At 66.9% G+C, this 1788-nt stretch carries 1 protein-coding gene; it reads left to right on the top strand.

Annotation, left to right across the window (positions count from 1 at the left end; translation table 11 throughout):
* Positions 1-46 precede the first annotated feature (46 nt).
* Positions 47-1788: beta strand repeat-containing protein (locus ON34_RS28710; protein ID WP_245548242.1), on the top strand; the 1742-nt coding region annotated here is incomplete at its 3' end.

Raw genomic sequence — 1788 nt, 5'->3', positions numbered from 1 at the left:
TGGCGTCGCGTACTCCTATGTTCCGGTTCCGACTCTGACCTCGGTCGTGCCGAATGCGGGCCCGGTCACCGGCGGGACGACGGTCGTGCTGACCGGAACGGGATTCACCGGCGCCACCGCGGTGAATTTCGGTGCCACACCGGCAACCTCGTTCACCGTCAACTCGTCGACACAAATCACCGCCGTCGCACCCGCCGGGACAGGAACCGTGCAAGTCACCGTCACCACCCCAGGCGGAACCAGCAATGGCGTCGCTTACACCTATGTTCCGGTTCCCACCCTGACCACGGTCGTGCCCAGCTCGGGGCCGGTCACCGGCGGGACGACGGTCGTGCTGACCGGAACAGGATTCACCGGCGCCACCGCGGTCACCTTCGGCGCCACACCGGCGACCTCGTTCACGGTCAATTCTTCGACGCAGATCACCGCTGTCGCGCCCGCCGGAACAGGCACGGTGCAAGTCACCGTCGCCACCCCGGGTGGAACGAGCAATGGTGTCGCTTACACCTATGTTCCGGTTCCCACCCTGACCACAGTCGTGCCCAGCTCGGGGCCGGTCACCGGCGGGACGACGGTCGTCCTGACCGGGACCAATCTGACCGGAGCGACTGCGGTCACTTTCGGTGCGACACCGGCGACTTCGTTCACAGTGAACTCCGCGACCCAGATCACCGCCGTGGCCCCGGCGGGCACCGGGTCCGTGCAGGTCACCGTCACCACAGCGGGTGGAACCAGTAGCGGGGTCACTTACACCTATGTCCCGGTTCCCACCCTGAGCACAGTGGTGCCGAGTTCTGGACCGGTGGCCGGTGGGACGACGGTCGTCCTCACCGGAACGGGATTCACGGGAGCAACCGCGGTGAGTTTCGGTGCGACACCCGCGACCTCGTTCACGGTCAACTCTTCGACCCAGATCACCGCTGTCGCCCCCGCCGGAACAGGCACGGTGCAGGTCTCGGTCACCACCGCAGGTGGAACGAGCAATGGTGTTGCCTACACCTATGTTCCGGCCCCCACCGTGACCACCCTGGCTCCCAATGCGGGTCCGGTCACCGGCGGGACGACAGTCGTCCTCACCGGAACCAACCTGAGCGGAGCCACAGCCGTCAGCTTCGGTGCGACACCGGCAACGTCGTTCACGGTCGACTCCGCAACCCAGATCACCGCGGTCGCCCCGGCGGGCACGGGGTCCGTCGCGGTCACCGTCACGACAGTAGGTGGAACCAGTAGCGGGGTCACTTACACCTATGTCGCGGTTCCCACGCTGACCTCGGTCGTGCCGAGTGCGGGTCCGGTCACCGGCGGGACGACGGTCGTCCTCACCGGGACAGGATTGACCGGCGCAACCGCGGTCACCTTCGGTGGCACACCGGCGACCTCGTTCACCGTCGACTCCGCGACCCAGATCACCGCGGTCGCCCCGGCGGGCACGGGATCCGTGCAGGTCACCGTCACCACAGCGGGTGGAACCAGTAACGGTGTCACCTACACCTACGTCGCGGCTCCCACCTTGAGCACAGTGGTGCCGAGTTCAGGATCGGTCACCGGCGGGACGACGGTCGTCCTCACCGGAACAGGGCTCACAGGAACGACATCGGTCACCTTCGGTGGCACACCGGCGACCTCGTTCACGGTCGACTCCGCGACGCAGATCACCGCTGTCGCTCCGGCGGGCACGGGGACCGTGCAGGTCACCGCCACTACCGTGGGCGGAACAAGCAATGGTGTCGCCTACACCTATGTTCCGGTTCCCACCGTGACCACCGTGGTGCCGAGTTCGGGACCAGT

Origin of the sequence: Nocardia pneumoniae NBRC 100136 (assembly GCF_000308755.1) — a bacterium.
GTDB classification, from domain to species: Bacteria; Actinomycetota; Actinomycetes; order Mycobacteriales; family Mycobacteriaceae; genus Nocardia; species Nocardia pneumoniae.
The sequence above is the reverse complement of the archived record's forward strand: the minus strand, read 5'-3'. Positions and strand labels throughout refer to the sequence as shown.